Source organism: Helicobacter sp. TUL (assembly GCF_002287135.1).
In the GTDB taxonomy this organism is placed as follows: Bacteria; Campylobacterota; Campylobacteria; order Campylobacterales; family Helicobacteraceae; genus Helicobacter_F.
In genome coordinates, this window is sequence record NZ_NESU01000006.1 from 81,963 (window position 1) to 102,565 (window position 20,603).

A 20,603-nucleotide genomic window follows, 5' to 3' on the forward strand; every position below is an offset into this window, starting at 1 on the left:
TATATAGAATCTACAGCAAGGTTGGTGGCGTGAAATATCTTTCTTTTAGTGCATGTCTGTGTATATTGTATGCGTTTAGTGGCTGCAAGTTAGACACAAATAACGCAACACTTACGCGACATACTCTTATGGATGGTGCAGATTCAAAAATGTGGGCTTCCTATGAAGATGATATACGCACAACAAAAAAACCCAAAAGAACTTTAAGTGGCAATGCAAATACTTCATTTTTTGGTCGTGATAGCCTTTTGGCACAATCCGATCTTGCCTTAGAGAGTGAATTGCATAATAATTCAGACTTTTCAAGCCAAGCAAATGAGAATCTCAAAAAAGCCCATAAAGCCCATAGGCAAGAATTAATGAATCTTAGTGGGAATATTTCAAAAAATTGGGGAGAGAGCGAGTTTGAAGTATCAGATACCTCAAAGCTTGTTAAATATAGCGATCATTATCTTTCGCGCTCAAGCATTGATTTTACAAGCGGTAAGATTCGCGTAGAAACTATCGACACATCAAACCCCACCAATGCCTTAGAAAGTGCAATCACCAAAGCATTGCTCACTCCAAAAGATCCTAGAGGTATGGATTTGTATTCGGATTCTGAAGTGAAATTTGATGGTAAGCCATTTCTTGCAGGACTTATTAAGGATAATGAGGGACAGGATATTTTGTATGAATGGCGAGCCAAAAGGTATGCACAATATTTGGTGCAAAACAAACTCCAAACACGCACAGATTCTAGCGGACACAAGGTGTATTATGTAGATTTGCAAATGAGTGATGATTACCAAAAGCTTGCTGGTAATAGTTATCAAGCCATTGCACAACGCTATGCCAAAGAATTTGGTCTTGATCCTGCACTTGTGATGGCAATCATTCATACAGAATCTAACTTTAATCCCTATGCGATGAGTCATGTGCCTGCATATGGATTAATGCAGATTGTTCCAAGCACAGCGGGGGCAGATTCACATAAACTTATCACTGGTAATGCTGGAGTGCCAACAAAAACAATGCTTTTCACGCCAGAGACAAATATTAGGTATGGTAGTGCATATTTACATATACTTTTTACTCGTTATTTGCAAGGCATTAGCGATCCAAAATCGCAGGAATATTGCGTCATAGCGGCGTATAACACGGGAAGTGGAAATGTGTTGCGTGCGTTTCATAGCGATCGAAAACAAGCTATTAGCGTTATAAACTCTCTTTCTTCAGATCAAGTATATAAACGCCTCACAACAAGACTAAGCCAAGATGAGGCACGCCGCTATGTCCAAAAGGTTACAAATTTTAAAAGGCAGTATGTAGGGCTATGATGAAAATATTTGAGTTTTTTTCAGATTCTAAACATTGTAGCTATCTTGCTGATCAACAAAGCACAATGCGTTATTTTCATATTTTTCATTGCTCTGAATCTTTTTATTTGGGTTTATTGCAAAGGGGTTGGAGACGCTTTGGAAAATACTTTTTTGTTCCTGTGTGTCAGCATTGTAAGGAGTGCATTTCTATACGCACTCTAGTGGAAGATTTTGAATTTAGCAAAAATCAAAAACGAGTGCTAAAAAATAATCAAGAAACCGCTCTATACATACAAAAACCAACTTTAACACAAGATCATCTTTTGTTGTATGACAAATATCACCGCGTGATGAATCTCAAAAAATCGTGGGAATACACACCTATTACAGAGCAAAGCTATCATGAAATGTTTGTTGAGGGACATCAGGAATATGGTTATGAGTTTTTGTATGTGCGAGATTCTAAGCTCATAGGCGTTGGATTGGTGGATATACTTGGAGATAGCATAAGCGCGGTATATTTTTTCTATGATCATGATTATGGACATTTGAGTTTGGGGACGCTTAATATTCTTGTGCAACTTAAAATTGCTAAAGAAAGGGGATTACGTTATTTTTATCCCGGTTATTGGATAAAAGATCATTATTCTATGGGTTACAAAGAGCGATTTGGACCTTTTGAATATCTACATAATGCACCAGATTTATTTGAAATACCAGATTGGAGAATCTATGAGCGGACAAACATATGATTTAGTAGGTCTTTATGGTATTAGTGATGAAAAACTCACGCCATTTAGCACTCTTATAACTCAAGTGCAAGAAGCCATAGCGAGCGGTATGAAAATCTTTCAATTTAGAGACAAAAATAGCCTAGATAAGGATATTATAGAGATTATTAAGCACTTAATGCATATATGTGCTAGTTCAAATGTGCTTTTTGTCTTAAACGATCGCATAGAGCTCGCGATAAAGCTTGGTGTTCCGGGATTGCATATTGGCAAAGATGATGGGAATCTTGCGTCGGTACGCAAAAGATTCAAAGGTATTTTGGGTGTTTCAAGTTATGGAGACATATCGCGTGCCAAAGAAGCACAATCTCAAGGCGCAGATTATGTTGCATTTGGCGCTATCTTTCCTTCTTTGACCAAGCCAAATGCTATGTGCGTTGGGGCAGAGATTCTTGCTGAAGCAAAGACAGTGCTTGATATTCCAATTTGTGCTATTGGAGGAATTAGCAAAGATAATATACAATTGCTAAAAAATGCTGATATGTTCGCTACAATAAGCTCTTTGTGGAATGGAAATCCACGCCAAAATGCTCAAAATCTTGCTGAAAGTTTTATGCGCGCCAAACTTGCAAAATACTAAAAAGGATATTTCGTGAATCTAGGACTTCCTATTGCATTGTGGCGAGGTGATATTCCCCCTCCAAAAACCGCCTATAAACAAACAAATATTTTTTTGCGTCATAAGGACTTACAGAGTATTTGTGATTGTGAGGATTTTCACTCACAAGCCACTACATCACGAGATTATAAACATATTATTATTTTTGTTGGTGGGCTTATGGATAGCTATCATCATGTAGTATTTAGGGAATTTGCACAATTTGTAAATGGTAGCTATCAAAAACTTGCACATATTCCTTTTTGTGCAAAAATATATACAACCTTTGATAGTAAAGCACTTTTTTATGCGTGCTTACCCACACTTATTAATGCGGGGTATTATCCTTATATATTTGCGCATAGCTGGGGAGCAGCAAATATTACAAAGGTCTTAGCAACGCTACATCTTGCACCACAAAGCATTCCTTTGCTTGTAACAATGGATCCTGTGGGGTATTGGCGCTTGAAAGAAAAGCCACAAAGTATCCAAAAATGGGTGAATATTTATATCGCCGATAAATGGCAACATATCACACCACCAAATATTTGCACATATTTTGGACATGCTTGGAATCATTGTATTAGCGCTGATAGGGAAATTGCAGTGCAAAACTATCATATATCTACTAAGAGTGCTAAAAATCAAAAAATTATCACACATGCTAGCATTAGAACAATGCTACATTATTTTAATACAAGCACAGAATTTTCTTTGTGATACCAATATAGTGAGAATCTATTCTATCTTATAACCATTTTTAAAGATCCACCAACTTAAAGCTCGTGCTTCTTGCAAATGCTGATACAAAGAAGAGGCAAGCTCCTTGTCTTTTGTGCGCTCTAAGCCTTGACTCACATACTCTATATGCGCCCCATCGTAGATAAATCGCTCATTTGCTACCACTTTATTACCAAATGCTTTATAGAGATTTTCTTGATATGGGCTGTTTTTGTTGCTAAGAAGTGGTCTTCCAAAACTTACATATTCGTGTTTGTTTGGTGCCACTAACTCAAGGATTGTTGGCACAATATCCACATGTGAACCCACATTGGAAAGCATTATGGGCTTTAGACTTGGTGCATAGAGAATAAAAGGCACATTATATTTGTTTTTTGGTGTAGAGATTTTGGCGGTGTTATGCGTGCTTGTTATCACAAATAGCGCATTTGGGAATCTCTCGCTTATATCTGCTATAAATTTAGCCAAAATCTTATCTTGTTGGTATAGATAGCTTAATAGATGTATATCACCTTGTTTAGCGATTTCTGGATGTGTCTGTATGAATTCTTGTATATATTGCGTATAGTTAGATTCTATCTCTTGATCTTTGGTATAAGGCGTGGTTACTATAACATTAAAGCTTTTTTGTTGATAGCCTACAAACAATCTATCTCGCACGAAATTTACAAGGTATTGGTTATAAGCACCCATTGTATGTTCATATGGAGGTTTATAGGATCGTGTTTTGGCGTTTTGGGTAATTTGTGTGTCATAAAAACTCTTATCAAAACCTTGGGAATGCACAAACTCATCAAGTTTATCCCAATGATCTCTATTGCCACCAAAGAAAAAGTTTGTTGTATATCCCAATGCTTTGAAATTCATTGCCAACGAAGTTTTGAGATTCTCAATCTGCTTGGAGGCAAGGCGTAAATCAATACCGATATCAAAAAGACCACTTATTTGCGTTTCAAGACTAGCTATATCACTAGAGGCATTTTCCAAAAAGATATTTGCCTTAAATGCACCCTCTGATACAAGTGCGTTTAGTTCGCTACATACTCCAATCTCATCAACCCCTTTTTCAAAACACCAGTCATTGAGTTCATCAACGATGATATAAAAAATATGATTAATTTGCGTGTTAGATGCGTTGTTGGTGCTTTTTTGGAGAAGCTTTTGCAAATCATAGTGTGGCAAATCCTCTTGTAGTTCAAAAAAATCTTTTACAACCTCTGTGGGTGATTGATCTATGTAATCACCAAAAGAGGAATGATTGATTTGTTTATAGAGTTTGTATGTTTTACTAAGGCTATGTATCGCGTTAGGTAGTGTTTTTTGGAGATTGCTATGGAGCTGTAAGTGTTTTGTCGCTATATTCCTTAATGCAAAAGCCTCCCAAATCACAAAACATACCACAAGAATAAGCAGGGGCGAATATTTGGGAGCTTGATAGGAGAGGCGTGTATATGGATTTGTTTGATACACAAAATCTATAATCTTAAAGCCAATGCGCATAATCCCCAAAAACACAAGACAACTTATAAGAAAGATAAAAAGTTTCCAGTGTGTGTATTCTTCCCAAGGTGCTATAAAAATAGAAAATTGTATATTGTCGCGAAACAAATTTGCATCAAAGATATCGTGATAAAGATGATAAAACCATATTTGGCTCAAACCTACATAGAGACTTATGATGATACACAAGACAGCAAGTATATGTAAAATCTTGCGTCCCATAGAGGATTGATACAAAAAAAGACCCAAGATAAACATTATAAGTGTCAGAATTCCTACGATATTGCTATCATATAACAAGCCATAAAATAGTATTCGGAAATAGGTAGAAAAAGGAATATGTGTTATGTCGTGATCAAAAACATCAATATATGCCACAAACCCTAAACGCAGCGCAAAAAAGACTCCATATATCGTGAGTGCAAAAACCACACACTTCCACAATGAAGCTCTAAACCAAAATGCGTTTTTCATAATATTTCCTTAGTGATATAAAACTCATAAAAAGCGTGTAGCCTACACTATAAACCCACAAATACGGACAAAAGATGTTATCTAAGATATTGTGCGTATCTGTGAAAAAGAGAGCAACAGAGGCTAAAGCAAGAAAGATTCCCATAAGCATATCACTATATATCATCACTGCTATCACACCCAATACAATGAGATTTTCAAAAATTGGATCAAAATGATAAACATCAAGCCAAGGCACTATGTTTAGCGTGCCTAATAGCAATAATGCCCCAAAGACTGCGTAATACAAAAATGTTATGGGTTGTAATGCAAGGGGTATGGAGATTTGTTTGTGCATAAGAGTCCCAACATCTTGCACAAAAGTTTTAGCCAAAAAAGTAAGCGCAATCAAAATAGTTATAATGCTTGGTGCATCAAAAAACGCATATATGATTTCAATACTACTATAATGTGTAAAAAATATCGGCATACAGGCTAATACAATACATATAAGACACAATATATATTTCACAAGAATCCTAGATTCTAACAAGTGAGCGCCAAGCCATAATATAATCGCTACATACATAATCCATAAGCCAAACATTGTTACTTAACCTTTTTAACCCTTAGTGTCTAAAATATTGGCATATAAAGCCCATTGTGCGCAAAATAAAAATCTCTAAGATACAAAAGTGGATCTTCTCCAGTATCTTTATCTTGTTCTTTAAAAAATACGGGATTTTTTTCTTTTGCTTGAGCGATAAGCTCTTGGAGTGTATCAAGGCGCACCTTGGCATATTTAATTTGTTTGCGATTGTAAGTGTATGTGATGTAGAGATTTTGAGAATCTAGCACTGCAGCAGGATAGCTTACCTCTCCATTTTTGCTAATATCAAGTGTTAAAAGTCGCTCAAACATACCTTGTGCAGAATCTTTTAGCCAAAATATACTCAATGAAGCCCTAGAATGAATATGAATGTCTTCCCCATAAAGCTGATACAACTCCAAAAGAGGATTATTAAAGCCATCATTATGGATTAGCACGACTTCTCCTCCGATATTTACAAGCACACTTGAGCTATCATAATTTATGAGATTTGTTTGTATAGGTTTGTGCCATACATTGCCCATATCATCGCAATGTTGCAAATACGCATAATCAGCGTGATATGATCGAGAAAACTCAAGGCATTCAGAAGAAGTAGTAGCGACTATACTAGGTTGGAGTTGCCCACGCAAATTATTAAGGCGTTTGCTAAACTGCATATGTCCTTGCGCGTCAAAGAAAAGTGCAAGCGGGTATTTGTCGGCAAGTTCATGATATACTGGAAGCATAAATCCGCCATTTTCTAGCAAAACCGCTGGAGTTCGCACGAGATGAGAAAAATTTACAAACACCCCTAAATGCAATTCTCCAACATAGGTGAGATTCTCTAAAGTCTCATCAAATAAAAGTTGATAGATTTTGGAAGTGCTCCACCCACCCAAGCTTACCCCCACAACAAAGAGGTGCGTCCTACCCAAACTATCGCGAAATGCGACTGGATTACCAAGCTTTTTTATGAATTTGTCACTTTGTTTAGATAGCCATTCTGGCGTGAGAATAGGTTTTGGCTCACTCCAAGACTTACTACCTTTGTATAAAAAGCTTTGATAAATCTTGACATTACGAGATCCCTCTTTGTCTCCGGCAAAAAACAACACCATAAGTTTAGAATCTAAATCCAATACAGAGCTTGCATGTGCGCTTTTTTCAAAATTTGGCACAAGGATAAAATCTTGTGAAGAATCTTGCATATCTTGTGCGGTATTTTGCAAGAGAATAGGGGAGTTATCAGAAAGCGGTGAGAGTGAATCTGGTGTGCGTAAAATAAATGGTGCAGTGTTAGTGTATGTGCTTTGGTAGGTAGCTATACTTAGCGTTAATGCGCAAACTCCAAAACACACAAACTTAAGGATTCTCATAAATTATTGAGAATCCTTAATAAATCGCGCAATTCGTTCTATTCCTAATTGAATCTGCTCTGTGTTGCATGCAAAAGAAAAGCGCACATAGCCATCTTTACCAAAAGCGCTACCTGGGACAAGTGCCACGCCTTGAGATTGCAATAGCTCTTGACAAAACCGCATAGAATCTCCCTTAAATTTTGCAATTTCTTGGATATTGGGGAAGAGATAAAATGCTCCTTGTGGCTTTTGGAGACTAATGCCTGGCAAGGTATTAAAGAGTTTGTAAGCAACTTCCATGCGTTCTTTAAATGCAAGACGCATTTCTTCTATGTCTGCCACGCATTCTTTACCAAGTGCGACTACACTTGCTTTTTGCGCGATAGAATTGACATTTGAGGTGCATTGACTTTGGAGATTATCCATATATTTGATAAGCTGCTTATCTTTACAAGCGACATAGCCTACACGCCACCCTGTCATCGCTACTGCCTTGCTCAATCCATTAATAAGAATTGTGCGCTCTAGCATATCTTGACTAATAGCTGCACTAGAGCAAAAGGTTATATCATAGACAAGTTTTTCATAGATTTCATCACTAAGCACCCAAATATTACTTCCTGCCAATATCTGTGCTAATTCTTCTAGCTCTTCCTTGCTATATACTATGCCTGTAGGGTTTGAAGGAGAATTTAAGACAAGCATTTTTGTCTTGGGTGTGATGGCTTCTTTGAGCTGTTTTGGTGTGATTTTAAAATTTTGCTTTTCGTCTGTAGGGATAAAAACATTTGTTCCACCACAATATGTTACAATTTCTGGATAACTCACCCAATATGGCGTAGGAATTATTACTTCATCACCCTCGCATACAAGTGCTTGAAGCACATTAAAGAGCGAATGTTTGGCGCCATTACTTACAATAACCTCACTAGGGTCGTAATGTAAGCCATTTTCGCGCTCAAGCTTTTCGCAAATTGCTTTGCGTAATTCTGGAATACCACCCACTGCTGTATAATGTGTAAATCCACTATTAAGTGCTCGTATTGCCTCATCTCTGATAGGTTTTGGCGTATCAAAATCTGGCTCACCGGCTGAAAAACTTAAAATATCTTTGCCTTGTGCTTTAAGATCGCGTGCTAGAGAGCTAATTGCAATAGTAGTAGATTCACTAAGAAGCTGGATTCTAGGTGCATATGTAGGATTTTGCATATTTTCTCCTTATGCGTTAATCTGTAGCCTTTTTATTGAAAGATTAAGATTGTAATATATCTTTACTTTTACAAAACTTATGTAATGGTGTTGTGTAATGAATGTATGCAAACATTAGCCATTAAAATACACAAGAGCAGAGCCCCAAGTAAATCCTCCACCAAATGCATCAAGCAGGAGTAGATCACCATTTTTAAGCTTGCCTTGCGTATAGATTTCATCAATAGCCATAGGAATTGAGGCAGCAGAAGTATTGCCGTATTTTTGCACGGTGAGCACAATTTGTTCTGGAGAGAAGTCTAGCATTTCTCCAACAGCATTAATAATGCGTAGATTTGCTTGATGTGGCACAAAGAAATTCACATCTTGAGGTTTAATGGCATTATGTTCCAAAATATCTTTCACATCTTGCGCAAGTGTTTTTACTGCCTGTTTAAAAACTTCATTACCCTTCATTTGTAGGCATTGTTTTGGTGAATTGCTTGTAGCACCAAGTCTAGGTGTATATAGCAAATCAGCATATTGCCCATTTGCAGCGACATGCACATCAAGAATAGATTTAGATTTCTCTGTCGTGGCACTCACAACTGCAGCACCACTTCCATCTCCAAAAAGCACACATGTGCCACGATCTTGAAAATCTAGCACTGAACTTACTTTTTCAGCCCCTATGATGAGAATATTTTTGTAAGTGCGTGATTGTATAAAAGATTTTGCTATATCAAGAAGATAGATAAAACCGCTACATGCGCTACTAATATCAAAAGCGGGTTTATTGTGTATCCCAAGTTTATGAGCAGTAATGCACGCTGTGGAAGGCATTGTAAGATAATCTGGACTTAATGTAGCAACGATTACGACATCAATGTCATTGGGTGTGAGGTTGGCGCGCTCTATAGCAAGTTTTCCTGCTTCATAAGCAAGATCACTTGTGTTTTGCTCCGGAGCAGCAAAGTAACGCGTTTGAATACCTGTTCTCTTGCTAATCCACTCATCGCTCGTATCTAAGGTTTTTTCAAAATCCTTATTGCTTACGCATTGTGATGGCACATAAGATGCAATAGATTTGAGTGAAGCAAAGAGTTGTTCCATAGTATTCCTTATCGAGATTCAAAAACCTTCTCTAGTTTTGCACAAATGTCAGAATCTAGGGCGTGGAGTGCTTGATACACAGCACATTCTATAGCTCTAGCATTTGAGCTTCCGTGGCTAATAATCACAACATTTTTGACGCCTAGCAATGGTGCGCCACCATACTCACTATGATCGATTTTCTTTTTAAGATTCTTGAATGCACCTTTCATAAGCATTGCGCCAAGTGTGCGAATAGGGCATTTCTTGATTTCTTGCTTAAGGATTTGGGAAATAGCACTTGCTACACCCTCGCTTGCCTTGAGGACAAGGTTGCCTGAAAATCCATCACACACGACTACATCGACACTGCCATTAAAGATGTCTCTTCCCTCTACATTGCCTTGAAAAAACTCAAATTCTTTTAACAATGGAAATGTTGCTTTGGTGAGTTCATTGCCCTTTGTGTCTTCCTCGCCATTAGATAGAAGTCCTACGCGTGGATTAGCATATCCCATAACACTCTTGGCATATTCATGCCCCATAATGGCAAAATCCACTAGGTATTCGGGTTTGCAGTCTGTGTTTGCTCCAGCATCAAGTATCATACTAGGATTGCCATTGATAGTTGGCATAGTAGTGCAGATTGCAGGGCGAGAAACACCCTTAATTCTACCAAGCTTAAGAGTAGCAAGACTCATTGTTGCGCCACTATGTCCGGGTGATACAAGCGCATCAGCTTTGCCCTCACGCACAAGCTCTGTAGCGACAAAAATAGAAGTTTCCTTGCGTTTTGATGCATTTGTTGCACTTTCTTCCATTTTGACATAATCTAGGCAATGCACAATTTGCACACGATTTACAAGCTCACTTGGCAATAATGGGCTAATTTTGGCTTCATCACCTACAATAAGGGCTTGAAATTCTCTATGCTTTAAGGCTTCTACCACACCAAGCACAATGGGCTCGATACCATGATCTGCACCCATTACATCAATGGCAATTTTTCGCATCGACTCCTCCCTCTTTCAAACACACAAAATATCAAATATGCTTACTTGTATTGTCCGCTAAATTTATTGATACGATGAGGCATTTTCCAGCTGCCATCTTTATCCTTGATAGGCATTGCAAGACTTACTTTGTAGTGTGTTCTTCGCTTTGCTGCGCGTGTTTTACTTACTCTTCTTTTTGGAACTGCCATATTATTCTCCTTTTATGTGATAATCCATTTTTATAGATTCTATCTCGCTTTGCAAGATATACTCTAAGTCTATAAAACCATCGAAAAACTCGATAACATCAAGGCTATCAAGATTACTTTGGCTTTGTGTATCCCAAACACCATCTGAAATATACAAAACCAAAGGCTCATTAAAATCTTTGATAAAAGTTTCTCCGCTTTGCGCACAAATAAGCTCTAAACCACCACTAAGCGTGGCATCAAGTTTAGAAAGCTTAGAATCTACACGAGTAAGTGTGCCACGAAGCTCCAAACCCTCAGATTCTAAACTAAAGGATTTTGGTGATGCGGCAACTTTTCTAAAAGCAATTTTCATAGATTACTTTGTGCATTTTTTAAGATACAAAACACAAAATGCTATTACTAGCAAATTTCTCGCTTGGCAAAGAAAAATGCAATTTCATTTTTAGCATTTTCAAGGCTATCGCTACCATGCACAGCATTTGCATCGATACTATCGGCAAAGTCTGCTCTGATTGTTCCAGGTTTTGCTTCTTTAGGATTTGTCGCACCCATAAGATCGCGATTTTTAAGCACAGCATTTTCTCCCTCTAGCACCATAACGACTACAGGACCGCTTACCATAAAATCAACAAGGTCATTAAAAAATGGGCGTTCTTTGTGTATTGCATAAAATTCTTTTGCATCACAGCGTCCAAGTTGGAGTTTTTTCATCGCTGCTATACGCAAACCATTGCTTTCAAATCTATCAATAATTTTACCAATAACGCCCTTTTTGACAGCATCAGGCTTAATGATAGAGAGAGTTTGTTCCATAATGATTCTCCTAAAAAGAAATAAAAGTGAGGGATTCTAGCACAAATAAGTTTTTTAAAACCTTAGAAAACTTAAACTAACACTTTTTGTGCTGTATTTTATAGAATCTAGTAGCAAATTATAGTGTTTTAGAGGTTTATAGAAAGCCTAGAAAATTTTGTGTATGCAAACCTTGCATAGAGGCTTTCATCAACATTTTGCCCTGCCTGAACCATATTTTTTTTCCATTGCTTCCTTAAAAAATTCCCTTTGTGTTTTGGGAATCTTGTCGGGGTGATGAATGCGCATATGCTCCAAATATTTGTCATAACTTGGCATACCTACGAGCAAATGCAAGAATCTATCGGAGCGTTGATAGATTCTTTGCGCATGCCTCCAAATTTTTGCAAATATCATTTATGCACGGCAATTTTGCCATCATAATCACTTGCTTTTATATATGGAGATTCAGCAAGAGGTATGGTTGGCTTACCGCTTATAGTCCTAAGACAGATTCTAATACATTGCAACAATACAAGACATGTTACAAGCATAAAGAATGCACACAAAATTGCATTAAGCAAGTTATTACTAGCAATGAGATTGAATTTATCTACTTGAGCGCTAAGGCTTGCAATAACTTCAGGATCTGTTTGTGTAGCCATCTCTGCAAGTTTTTGAGCCGCAGCTGCTTTGTTGTTTTGCCATGTCGCAATATGGCTTACTGAATCATGAAGCTTCTCACCATTTGCTGGAAGTAATTTCAAAATCCCTGCATATAGTGTGCTTACCAATACCCAAACAGCAGGTAAAATCGCAATCCATGCTTGTTTGGCTTTACCCATTTTAAATAGCACCACTATCACAGCAAGCAATGCCATACCCGCTAACATTTGATTAGAAACTCCAAAGAGTGTCCAGAGTGATTTTACACCACCTTGTGGATCTGTAACGCCTTTGATAGAGATATAACCCCAGCCTATCACACATATTAATGTTGCAAGGATTCCATAAAATATCGAATGGATATTTCCAAATGGCTTATAAACATTGCCTAGCACATCTTGAACCATGAATCTACCAGCTCTTGTCCCTGCATCAACAGCAGTCAAAATAAAGAGTGCTTCAAACAAAATCGCAAAATGATACCAAAACGCCAAAGAGCCTTGAGAAAATAATGGTACTTGTGAAATGATAGTTGCCAAACCTATTGCAAAAGTTGGCGCACCACCAGTTTTACTAAGGATTGATTTTTCACCTATCTCATTGGCAGTGTTAAGAATCTGTTCTGGTGTAATCACAAATCCCCATGATCCAATTGTTTGCGCCGCTGCCTGTGCTGCTGCCATTGTGTCTTGCAACACACCGCCTTGATAAAAACTAGCTGTTCCAAGGGCAGCTGGTGCAACATTGACAGAAAAATACAAACCAGGTGTAAGGATTACAGCAGCAATAAGTGCCATAATCGCCACGGCAGATTCCATAAGCATAGATCCATAGCCTACCATTCTTGCATGAGATTCACGCTCTAACATTTTAGGTGTTGTCCCACTTGATATAAGGGCGTGAAATCCACTAATCGCACCACAAGCAATTGTAATAAACAAAAATGGAAAGAGCTTGCCACTAAACACAGGACCGCTTCCATCGATAAACTTTGTAACACTTGCAAATTGCACATCTGGCGCTACTATAAGGATACCCGCAGCCATAATCACAATCACACCTATTTTTAGAAAAGTGCTTAAATAATCTCTAGGAGCAAGCAAAAACCATACAGGCAAGATTGCTGCGATAAATCCATACGCAATCATGACATACGTAAGTGTAACAGGACTTAATGTAAAAAGTGGTGCGAGTGTTTCGCTTTCTCCCACTGCGCGACCATAATAAAGTGCTAAAAGCAACAAAATAAAGCCAATGATACTTGCTTCACCAATTTTACCAGGACGCAAGAATCGCATATGTAATCCCATATAAATAGCTATAGGAATAGTCATAGCGATTGTAAAAAGTCCCCAAGGAGATTCAGCGAGTGCATTGACAACAACAAGCGCTAAAATTGCGATAATAAGCATCATAATACCTAAAATCCCAATCATTGCGATACTTCCCACGCCTTTGCCTAACTCAAGCTTGATAATTTCTCCCAAGCTTTTTCCATCTCTACGCATAGAAATAAAGAGCACAGTAAAGTCATGAACTGCCCCTGCAAGCACCACACCAACCACAATCCAAATCATACTTGGTAGATAACCCATTTGGGCAGCGAGGATAGGACCAACCAAAGGACCAGCACCAGCTATGGCAGCAAAATGATGTCCAAAAAGAACAATCTTATTTGTTGGCACAAAATCATGTCCATCATTATGGGCTACTGCCGGAGTAGCGCGATTATCATCAAGTCCTAAAACTTTGTAAGCAATATATTTGGAGTAGTAACGATATGCTATCGCATAAATACACACCGCTGCTACCACAATCCATATTGCACTAATACTTTCTCCAGTATGCAGTGCAAGCACACCAAAACAATATGCACCTACAAGCGATACTAACGCCCATAGTGCAATACTTAAAGCCTTATTCATAATACACCTTTGTGTTTAGATTCTCATTTTGCAATGACTAGTCCATTGTATATAAGTGTTTTTGTGTAAGTCAAGATTTTTAGGATAAGTTTTTGAGAAACACGATGAGATGTAACATTAATACATGTATGCAAATATATACCATACGATACAAATTTAGCGTATTGGTATATACACATAAATAAACCTTAAGTGCGCTTATTGCATAATGCAGAAAATGACTTATCGTATCAGGAATCTGTATGGATCGCACACAACGAATGTATATACTCGCAATGTTTTTTGCTATGTCGCTTTGGGCGATAGCTTGGCCCTGTTCAAAGATTTTGATTCAACAATCTCACCCTTATCTTATTGCGCTTATGCGTTTTGCGCTTGTATCGGCGTGTATTTTGCCTTTGATGTTATTATTTAGAGTTTCTTTTAGTCTTTCTAAGACACAATGCTTTTTTGTGTGCATTGCTGGGGTGCTTAATGCTCTTTATTCTTTATTATTTTTTCAAGGGCTTATGTTTGGCGATGCAGGAAGAGCAGGGGTTATCTCTACGACACTTTCACCTATTTTTGGATCATTATTGAGTATGTTTTTTGGTGGTATGTCTATTAGTATGCGTGAGAAATTTGGACTTCTACTAGGGTTTGTCTCTGGGATATTTTTATTGCATATCCAAGAATTTTCTTCTTTGTTAAATCCTTTTAATCTCTTTTTTATTGGTGCGGCATTTTCTTGGGCATTGGTAACGCTTTTGAGCAAAAAAGTTCATATCCATCCACTGAAATTTAATGGCTATGTATCCTGCATTAGCACCTTGCTTTTTCTCCCATATCTTTTCTTGGGAGAGGGGATAGAGGAGAGCCTAAGGGCTGCGGATAGTGCATTTTGGGTTTGTTTTTTTATCGTGAGTGTTCTTTCTGTGGTGGTGGCTACAAGTATCTTTTACAAAGGTGTAGAGGTATTGGGTGTGCATAAAGGTGGAAGCTTTTTGCTCCTTGTGCCTGTCTTTGCACTCATTTTTTCGTTTTTCTTGCTTGATGAAATACCCGACATACGCACACTTGTAGGGTGCGCATTAGCTTTGGGTGCTATCTATTTGCTTAGTCTATATAATCACTCACATATTTCGTGGCTTAAAAAATATGTGAGATTCTAGGGGTTTTTGGACTTTGCAAGAGCCTTAATTTCATAGCTAAAAACATTTGGGCTTGGTTGGTGTGTGGCGCTTGCTGTAATTTTATTCCAAAATTTATATTGGAATATATAAAACTTTAAAAATATTTTTCTAATAATTTTTTTAATGCCGCTGCTTCCACTCATAGCATATTGATCAATTATTTTTACATCATCAAATCCAGCCATTTTAAGAACATAAATAAGACTCCCAGCAGTAAAAAGTGTGGTATGAGTAAAATCTTCATATGCCCAATAACATCCAGTGTGGCTTTGTGCATTTGGAACTGCAATAAATAATTTCCCATTATCAGTAAGGCAGTGTTTTTTGAAATGAGTGAGTATAGGAACTATCATATCTTTAGGAATATGTTCCAAACAATGCGTACTAATAATGAGATCGAATTTTTGTGTAGGAAAAAATTCCAAGATATTTTCTACTACCTTTGCATCTACGCCTCGAGACAAACAATATTCTATAGCCTTTGGATTAATATCAATACCAAATACACTTAGATCTTGCCCCCCCCCCTTATAGGATTTCCAAAAAAAAGATTTATGTTTTATTGCATAGAGAGTTTGTCCGAAACCACAGCCAAAATCTAGGATTCTTGATCCTGAATCTAACTCCTCGATAATCTCCTCAAAATATGATGGAAGTTTATAATCCACATAAAACTCACTGCCGACATTCCTTGCTTCAAAATATTCCATAGTATCTCCTTTGTTTATAATTTAGTAATCAATCTAGCCAAAAAGTCTTGAACCTATGCGCACGAGGTTTGCGCCACATGCTATAGCAATCTCAAAATCTTCACTCATACCCATAGAAAGGGTTTTTGCTCCCACATTTTGGAGTGAATCAAACACATCTTTGGCAAGCACAAAACTCTTTTCTATAGCCTTATAATCTGTGCTATGCACCCCAATGCTCATCACCCCTTCTAGTTTGATATTAGGACATTGTGCCAAAATCTCTAAATATATTTCTTTGGCTTGTGTTGGTGATACGCCACTTTTGGTAGATTCAAAAGATGTATTAAGTTGCAATAAGGCGCGCATTACCTTACCTTTGGCTTCTAATCGCTTTTGTAACGCTATGGCAAGTTTTAGAGAATCTAATGAGTGCAATAAAGTAGGATTAAGATCAATAAGCGTGTTAATTTTGTTTTCTTGCAAAGTGCCTATCATATGCCATTGTAGCGGTAGAGATTCTAAAATGTGCATTTTTTGTTTAAGGTCTTGGACTTTGTTTTCGCCAAACGCCCTTTGTCCGCATTCATGCAAAAGCGTAATTTGCTCGGTTGTAGCGTATTTGCTTACTGCCAAAAGCGACACGATGTGATGAGGATTGTAAGCTAAGCGTGCGCGTTCAATTTTTCGTATGACAAGATCAAGATTGCGTATATAAGATGCATGCATAGATTCCCTTTAGATTCTGTAGTAAGCTAATTATAGGACATTATGCCTTAGATTTTGATTTTATGAATATTTTAAAGTTATAATTCACATATGAAACGCAACATATTTTTTATTTTTAGTGCTTTTGTTTTCTTGTGCGAGGTTCTTTTTGGCGCACGCCCTATGAATACCGATGACGCCCGTGTCGTCGCACCAAAAAGTTGTCAAATAGAAAGCTGGACAAAATTTGGAGGTGGTCATGAGCTATGGGCGCTTCCTGCGTGTAATTTTTTGTTTGATACCGAAATGACACTTGGCGGAAATTTGACTTATCAAGATTCTTCACATACTGGTCCTTATGGCGCATATCAGGGTGCTGCTGTTTTTGCTTTTAAAAAAATCTTTTATGATTTGGAGCGTGATGGATTTAGTTATGGGCTTAGTGTTGGTAATGCGCGTTTAGGACGATTTTTAAACCATAATGATACTTTTTATACATATGCGCTTTTTAGTAAAGCATTTTTTGCTAATCAGCTTTTTTTGCATACAAATCTAGGCTACAAAGCCACAAAAACCCACAATCTCTATACGCTTGGCGTTGGGTTTGAATACGATATGAATGAATATATTTGGCTTATGGCAGAGGGATTTAAAGAGCAATTGATACCTGCAATGTATCAAGTAGGCGTGAGAATCTGGCTTAAACGTGATATGGTGCAAATAGATTGCACATATGGCAATGCGTTTGAGCAACCTTTTGGTAAAAATATGGCGTTTGGAACTATTGGTATACGACTTTTGAGCGAAAAACTCTTTTAAGATTTTAAGGAATTGTTGTATAATCCGAAGTTTTTGGTTTAGAATCTTAAATTCATCTTTGGAGTAGCTATAATGAAACAATACAATGTAGGGATCGTCGGTGCGAGTGGTGCTGTCGGTGAAGAATTGGCATTAGTCTTAGAAGAACAAAATTTTCCTGTGGGCAAGTTTGTGCCACTTGCAAGTGCGCGTAGTGCAGGGGAGAGCGTCTCATTTAGAGGCAAAGAGTATGAAATCTTAGAAACCACTGATGAAGTGTTTGCAAAAGAAGAAATTGAAATTGCGTTTTTTTCTGCTGGTGGGAGTGTGAGTGCAAGATATGCACCTAGTGCGGTCAAAGCTGGTGCGTTGGTTATTGATAATACAAGTCATTTTAGAATGGATACTGATGTGCCACTTGTCGTCCCAGAGGTGAATCCAGAGGATATAGCATTATATAAAAAGCGTGGTATTATCGCAAATCCAAATTGCTCAACAATCCAAATGGTGCATATTCTTGCGCCATTGCATAGGGCATTTGGTATTGAGCGTGTCGATGTAAGCACATATCAAGCAGTTTCAGGAGCGGGTAAAAGAGGCATAGAAGAGCTTTTTACACAAATGCGTCAGATTCTAAACTTTGATATTCAATCTTGTCAAGCAGAGGTTTTTGCACATCGTATAGCGCTTAACGCAATTCCACATATTGATGTCTTTTTGGATAATGATTACACCAAAGAAGAAATGAAAATGATCAACGAAACAAATAAAATTTTGCATACAAGCCTACCTATAAGCGCGACTTGTGTGCGTGTGCCAGTGTTAAGGAGTCATAGCGAGAGCATTACAATCCGCTTTGAAAATGCCATAGATAGCACAAAAGCCAAAGAAGTGCTAAAAAATGCTCCAAATGTTGTGCTAATCGATGATGTTAAAAACAATCAATATCCTATGCCACTGACTGCTACAGAAACAGATCAAACTTATGTCGGACGCATACGCGTAGATAACTTTGATCCAAAAATTTTACATCTATGGTGTGTAGCGGATCAACTTCGTGTGGGTGCGGCAACAAATGCTGTGCGTATCGCCCAAAAATGGATTGAGCTATGATTTTTGTTGATGCGTGTTTTAGGAAACCTACGCCATACACACCCATATGGCTTATGAGACAAGCAGGGCGATATTTAACCGAATACAAAGCCACACGCGCACAAGCTGGAAGCTTTTTGGATTTGTGCAAAAATGTGGAGCTTGCTACCGAAGTTACGCTTCAGCCTGTAGAAATCTTAGATGTTGATGCAGCGATTTTGTTTAGCGATATTTTGGTAGTGCCACTTGAGATGGGCTTGGGGCTTGAATTTGTCGCTGGAGAAGGACCAAAATTTAAGCAAACAATCGCAACCCAAAATGATGTAGATTCTCTTAAAAGTGGTGCGTTTAAGAATCTAGAATATGTGTATGATACATTGAGTATGCTACGCCAAAAACTTCCCAAAGATAAGGCATTGATAGGGTTTTGTGGATCGCCTTGGACACTTGCTACATACATGATAGAAGGCGAGGGGAGCAAGACATACACAAAAAGCAAAAAAATGCTTTATAGCAATCCAACACTCTTGCATAGTTTATTAAGCAAAATTAGTGATGAACTCAAGGGTTATCTTGCACGACAAATAGAATCTGGTGCAAATGCGGTGCAGATTTTTGATAGTTGGGCTGGGGCACTTGAGTGTAGTGCGTATTTTGAATTTAGTTGGCGTTATATGCAAGATATTGCACAATTTTTAAAAAATAAATACCCACATATCCCTGTAATGCTTTTCCCTAAGGGTATTGCAGGATTTTTGGATCATATTGATGGGGTATTTGATGTGTTTGGTGTGGATTGGAGCACCCCTATGGAATTAGCCAAACAAAAACTTGGACACAAATATGTTTTGCAGGGTAATCTTGAGCCCGCAAGGCTATACGATAAAGATTCTATGATAGGTGGCGTGGAAGCGATATTACGCGTTATGGGAAAAGAAAGCGGACATATTTTTAACCTTGGACATGGTATGTTGCCAGACTTGCCGCGCCAAAATGCCATAGATTTAATACAAATTGTAAGAGAGCGCACAAAACGCTAATGACGCGATAATCAGCAAGGTTTTTATATCTCTTGCTGTGTGTGGGATAATACTTGGGTCTGATAACTTTTGTAGATATATCCAAAGTTTGTGAGATTTTACATACTAATTTTTGATATAATGCCTGCTTCGCCTTTTATATATGGGGTTGAAAAGGAATTCGACAGGAAGTGTAGAATCTAAGTGCATGTGAGCCGGTAAGCTCTAAAACTGCCAAATAGCAATAAACGCAAACAATACAAATTACGCTCCAGCTTACGCAAAAGTAGCGTAAGTCTTATTTCCTTTGGGAGCCGACATTTCTAAGAGTTCTAGCCTTTTAGATTCTGTCGTCACTATGCTAGATGCTTGCTAAATATGTCTTGGTTTAGCAAAAAGACAAAGAGACTGCTTGTCGTGTAGAGTTTGGGGGTTTTCTCTTGGGACAAAAAGATAAAAATCCTATCTAAACATGTAGAGTCTTAGTGGAAATGCTTTTTGGACTGGGGTTCGATTCCCCACAACTCCACCAAACTGCGTATTTTTCTCATTTTTTCCTTCTTTTTTATAAATCCTACAACATCGATACACAGGCACTTTTATGGGTTATAATTGCGTATTTTTTATCCATTTTAGATGGTGTCCAAAATTTAGTATAAAATGTTATAAATGTATAAAAATATTCTCTATCCTTAGGGCTCTAAAGCCCTATAAATAGGTATAAAATGATATAATTGTATTTTGAAGCAAAACAAAATGTTTTAATAATCTTTTAATAATCATCTACGAACTGGAATTCAAAATTTTATTAAAAGAAAATGCCATTATATATCGCTACAATCGATATTTTATGAGTGTCGCTTTGGGTTTATTTTTTAAATTTTTATTAAGGTTTTTTGCATAGAAAACTTAAACGCATTG

The 20,603-nt window shown here is 37.6% G+C and carries 21 protein-coding genes and 1 other RNA gene; 9 read left to right on the plus strand and 13 right to left on the minus strand.

Translation table 11 applies throughout. The annotated features are described in order from the left end of the window. Nucleotides 1-29: 29 nt before the first annotated feature. The 4 genes from B9T66_RS04345 to B9T66_RS04360 are packed head-to-tail and all read left to right on the plus strand — an operon-like array spanning nt 30 to nt 3,410. Nucleotides 30-1,319: a murein transglycosylase domain-containing protein gene (locus B9T66_RS04345; protein ID WP_180763333.1), complete on the plus strand. Its 1,290-nt coding sequence runs from the start codon at nt 30-32 to the stop codon at nt 1,317-1,319. Then, a complete protein-coding gene (locus B9T66_RS04350) occupies nt 1,319-2,053 on the plus strand; it encodes an arginyltransferase (RefSeq protein WP_095627766.1) in 735 nt (244 codons plus the stop codon). Before B9T66_RS04345 ends, B9T66_RS04350 begins: the two co-directional genes overlap by 1 nt. Continuing rightward, a complete protein-coding gene (gene thiE, locus B9T66_RS04355; protein ID WP_095627767.1) occupies nt 2,034-2,672 on the plus strand; it encodes a thiamine phosphate synthase in 639 nt (212 codons plus the stop codon). Before B9T66_RS04350 ends, thiE begins: the two co-directional genes overlap by 20 nt. 12 nt (nt 2,673-2,684) lie before the next feature. Beyond that, nucleotides 2,685-3,410: a hypothetical protein gene (locus B9T66_RS04360; protein ID WP_095627768.1), complete on the plus strand. Its 726-nt coding sequence runs from the start codon at nt 2,685-2,687 to the stop codon at nt 3,408-3,410. 18 nt (nt 3,411-3,428) lie between these two features. Here B9T66_RS04360 and B9T66_RS04365 read toward each other — a convergent pair whose 3' ends face one another. The 11 genes from B9T66_RS04365 to B9T66_RS04415 all read right to left on the minus strand — a co-directional run bounded on the left by B9T66_RS04365 (nt 3,429) and on the right by B9T66_RS04415 (nt 14,204). After that, on the minus strand, nt 3,429-5,405 hold the full coding sequence (locus B9T66_RS04365) for an LTA synthase family protein (RefSeq protein WP_095627769.1): 1,977 nt from the start codon (nt 5,403-5,405) through the stop codon (nt 3,429-3,431). Next, nucleotides 5,383-5,991 carry a hypothetical protein gene (locus B9T66_RS04370; protein WP_095627770.1) on the minus strand — a complete coding sequence of 203 codons (609 nt, stop codon included), beginning with the start codon at nt 5,989-5,991 and terminating at the stop codon, nt 5,383-5,385. The genes B9T66_RS04365 and B9T66_RS04370 overlap by 23 nt, the downstream gene beginning before the upstream one ends. Nucleotides 5,992-6,020: 29 nt before the next feature. After that, nucleotides 6,021-7,352 carry an exo-alpha-sialidase gene (locus tag B9T66_RS04375; protein ID WP_095627771.1) on the minus strand — a complete coding sequence of 444 codons (1,332 nt, stop codon included), beginning with the start codon at nt 7,350-7,352 and terminating at the stop codon, nt 6,021-6,023. Nucleotides 7,353-7,355: 3 nt separating this feature from the next. Then, nucleotides 7,356-8,543 carry a pyridoxal phosphate-dependent aminotransferase gene (locus B9T66_RS04380; protein ID WP_095627772.1) on the minus strand — a complete coding sequence of 396 codons (1,188 nt, stop codon included), beginning with the start codon at nt 8,541-8,543 and terminating at the stop codon, nt 7,356-7,358. A gap of 114 nt (nt 8,544-8,657) precedes the next feature. Then, on the minus strand, nt 8,658-9,635 hold the full coding sequence (locus B9T66_RS04385; RefSeq protein WP_095627773.1) for a beta-ketoacyl-ACP synthase III: 978 nt from the start codon (nt 9,633-9,635) through the stop codon (nt 8,658-8,660). 8 nt (nt 9,636-9,643) lie between these two features. Beyond that, nucleotides 9,644-10,627, minus strand: a complete 984-nt coding sequence (gene plsX, locus B9T66_RS04390; protein WP_095627774.1) for a phosphate acyltransferase PlsX — start codon at nt 10,625-10,627, stop codon at nt 9,644-9,646. A gap of 41 nt (nt 10,628-10,668) precedes the next feature. After that, the gene (rpmF, locus tag B9T66_RS04395; RefSeq protein ID WP_095627775.1) at nt 10,669-10,818 is read right to left on the minus strand and encodes a 50S ribosomal protein L32; all 150 of its coding nucleotides are present in this window, start codon (nt 10,816-10,818) and stop codon (nt 10,669-10,671) included. A 1-nt stretch (nt 10,819) separates the two neighbouring features. Next, the gene (locus tag B9T66_RS04400) at nt 10,820-11,173 is read right to left on the minus strand and encodes a hypothetical protein (RefSeq protein ID WP_095627776.1); all 354 of its coding nucleotides are present in this window, start codon (nt 11,171-11,173) and stop codon (nt 10,820-10,822) included. 47 nt (nt 11,174-11,220) lie between these two features. Continuing rightward, nucleotides 11,221-11,634 (minus strand): nucleoside-diphosphate kinase, encoded by a 414-nt coding sequence (gene ndk, locus B9T66_RS04405; protein ID WP_095627777.1) that lies wholly within the window; start codon nt 11,632-11,634, stop codon nt 11,221-11,223. 189 nt (nt 11,635-11,823) lie between these two features. Then, on the minus strand, nt 11,824-12,030 hold the full coding sequence (kcuS, locus tag B9T66_RS04410; protein ID WP_095627778.1) for a KCU-star family selenoprotein: 207 nt from the start codon (nt 12,028-12,030) through the stop codon (nt 11,824-11,826). Continuing rightward, a complete protein-coding gene (locus tag B9T66_RS04415) occupies nt 12,027-14,204 on the minus strand; it encodes a carbon starvation CstA family protein (protein WP_095627779.1) in 2,178 nt (725 codons plus the stop codon). Before B9T66_RS04415 ends, kcuS begins: the two co-directional genes overlap by 4 nt. A gap of 242 nt (nt 14,205-14,446) precedes the next feature. Here B9T66_RS04415 and B9T66_RS04420 point away from each other — a divergent pair, with 242 nt between their 5' ends. Then, nucleotides 14,447-15,355, plus strand: a complete 909-nt coding sequence (locus tag B9T66_RS04420; RefSeq protein WP_095627780.1) for a DMT family transporter — start codon at nt 14,447-14,449, stop codon at nt 15,353-15,355. On the opposite strand, the gene B9T66_RS04425 is transcribed toward B9T66_RS04420, so the two are convergent. After that, nucleotides 15,352-16,086 (minus strand): class I SAM-dependent methyltransferase, encoded by a 735-nt coding sequence (locus B9T66_RS04425; protein WP_095627781.1) that lies wholly within the window; start codon nt 16,084-16,086, stop codon nt 15,352-15,354. The two genes, B9T66_RS04420 and B9T66_RS04425, sit on opposite strands and share 4 nt — an antisense overlap. 33 nt (nt 16,087-16,119) lie before the next feature. Continuing rightward, nucleotides 16,120-16,794 carry a YggS family pyridoxal phosphate-dependent enzyme gene (locus tag B9T66_RS04430; RefSeq protein ID WP_095627782.1) on the minus strand — a complete coding sequence of 225 codons (675 nt, stop codon included), beginning with the start codon at nt 16,792-16,794 and terminating at the stop codon, nt 16,120-16,122. Nucleotides 16,795-16,884: 90 nt separating this feature from the next. On the opposite strand from B9T66_RS04430, the gene B9T66_RS04435 reads away from it, so the two are divergent. From B9T66_RS04435 to ssrA, 4 genes are all read left to right on the plus strand, one after another. Then, nucleotides 16,885-17,592 carry a hypothetical protein gene (locus B9T66_RS04435; protein WP_095627783.1) on the plus strand — a complete coding sequence of 236 codons (708 nt, stop codon included), beginning with the start codon at nt 16,885-16,887 and terminating at the stop codon, nt 17,590-17,592. A gap of 72 nt (nt 17,593-17,664) precedes the next feature. After that, entirely contained in the window at nt 17,665-18,684 is a 1,020-nt protein-coding gene (locus B9T66_RS04440; protein ID WP_095627784.1) for an aspartate-semialdehyde dehydrogenase, read from the plus strand. Then, on the plus strand, nt 18,681-19,703 hold the full coding sequence (gene hemE, locus B9T66_RS04445; protein WP_095627785.1) for a uroporphyrinogen decarboxylase: 1,023 nt from the start codon (nt 18,681-18,683) through the stop codon (nt 19,701-19,703). The genes B9T66_RS04440 and hemE overlap by 4 nt, the downstream gene beginning before the upstream one ends. 144 nt (nt 19,704-19,847) lie before the next feature. Beyond that, nucleotides 19,848-20,214: a transfer-messenger RNA gene (gene ssrA, locus B9T66_RS04450) on the plus strand. Nucleotides 20,215-20,603 lie beyond the last annotated feature (389 nt).

Excerpts from the sequence above, each read along its gene's own strand:
- B9T66_RS04350 (WP_095627766.1), top strand. The coding sequence starts at position 1,319 with ATGAAAATATTTGAGTTTTTTTCAGATTCTAAACATTGTAGCTATCTT.
- thiE (WP_095627767.1), top strand. The coding sequence starts at position 2,034 with ATGAGCGGACAAACATATGATTTAGTAGGTCTTTATGGTATTAGTGAT.
- B9T66_RS04365 (WP_095627769.1), bottom strand. The coding sequence starts at position 5,405 with ATGAAAAACGCATTTTGGTTTAGAGCTTCATTGTGGAAGTGTGTGGTT.
- B9T66_RS04370 (WP_095627770.1), bottom strand. The coding sequence starts at position 5,991 with ATGTTTGGCTTATGGATTATGTATGTAGCGATTATATTATGGCTTGGC.
- B9T66_RS04375 (WP_095627771.1), bottom strand. The coding sequence starts at position 7,352 with ATGAGAATCCTTAAGTTTGTGTGTTTTGGAGTTTGCGCATTAACGCTA.
- B9T66_RS04380 (WP_095627772.1), bottom strand. The coding sequence starts at position 8,543 with ATGCAAAATCCTACATATGCACCTAGAATCCAGCTTCTTAGTGAATCT.
- B9T66_RS04385 (WP_095627773.1), bottom strand. The coding sequence starts at position 9,635 with ATGGAACAACTCTTTGCTTCACTCAAATCTATTGCATCTTATGTGCCA.
- plsX (WP_095627774.1), bottom strand. The coding sequence starts at position 10,627 with ATGCGAAAAATTGCCATTGATGTAATGGGTGCAGATCATGGTATCGAG.
- rpmF (WP_095627775.1), bottom strand. The coding sequence starts at position 10,818 with ATGGCAGTTCCAAAAAGAAGAGTAAGTAAAACACGCGCAGCAAAGCGA.
- B9T66_RS04400 (WP_095627776.1), bottom strand. The coding sequence starts at position 11,173 with ATGAAAATTGCTTTTAGAAAAGTTGCCGCATCACCAAAATCCTTTAGT.
- ndk (WP_095627777.1), bottom strand. The coding sequence starts at position 11,634 with ATGGAACAAACTCTCTCTATCATTAAGCCTGATGCTGTCAAAAAGGGC.
- kcuS (WP_095627778.1), bottom strand. The coding sequence starts at position 12,030 with ATGATATTTGCAAAAATTTGGAGGCATGCGCAAAGAATCTATCAACGC.
- B9T66_RS04415 (WP_095627779.1), bottom strand. The coding sequence starts at position 14,204 with ATGAATAAGGCTTTAAGTATTGCACTATGGGCGTTAGTATCGCTTGTA.
- B9T66_RS04420 (WP_095627780.1), top strand. The coding sequence starts at position 14,447 with ATGGATCGCACACAACGAATGTATATACTCGCAATGTTTTTTGCTATG.
- B9T66_RS04425 (WP_095627781.1), bottom strand. The coding sequence starts at position 16,086 with ATGGAATATTTTGAAGCAAGGAATGTCGGCAGTGAGTTTTATGTGGAT.
- B9T66_RS04430 (WP_095627782.1), bottom strand. The coding sequence starts at position 16,794 with ATGCATGCATCTTATATACGCAATCTTGATCTTGTCATACGAAAAATT.
- B9T66_RS04435 (WP_095627783.1), top strand. The coding sequence starts at position 16,885 with ATGAAACGCAACATATTTTTTATTTTTAGTGCTTTTGTTTTCTTGTGC.
- B9T66_RS04440 (WP_095627784.1), top strand. The coding sequence starts at position 17,665 with ATGAAACAATACAATGTAGGGATCGTCGGTGCGAGTGGTGCTGTCGGT.
- hemE (WP_095627785.1), top strand. The coding sequence starts at position 18,681 with ATGATTTTTGTTGATGCGTGTTTTAGGAAACCTACGCCATACACACCC.